The sequence below is a fragment of the Laedolimicola sp. genome (genome assembly GCF_051972735.1).
Lineage (GTDB): Bacteria > Bacillota > Clostridia > Lachnospirales > Lachnospiraceae > Laedolimicola > Laedolimicola intestinihominis.
In genome coordinates this window covers 925-1201 of record NZ_JBOKYU010000088.1, presented here as the reverse complement: position 1 = coordinate 1201, position 277 = coordinate 925, and the positions used below count along the sequence as shown (strand labels likewise).

The following is a 277-nucleotide window of genomic DNA, read 5'->3' as shown; positions in this document are numbered from 1 at the left end:
GTACAGGTAAGACTGCCATCGTAGAAGGTCTTGCCGAGCGTATCGTACGTGGCGATGTACCGGAGAATCTGAAGAACAAGCAACTCTATTCTCTCGATATGGGTGCGCTGGTAGCCGGTGCCAAATATAAGGGTGAGTTCGAGGAGCGTCTGAAGAGCGTCATCAAAGAGGTAACCAACGCCAACGGCCAGATTATCCTCTTCATCGATGAGATTCACACGCTGGTAGGTGCTGGCGGTGGCGAAGGTGCCATGGATGCAGCCAACATTCTGAAGCC

The 277-nt window shown here is 52.7% G+C and carries 1 protein-coding gene; it reads left to right on the top strand.

The window, feature by feature from the left end:
* On the top strand, window positions 1-277 hold a 277-nt coding region (locus ACTRC3_RS11685; protein WP_440323186.1), incomplete at both ends, for an AAA family ATPase.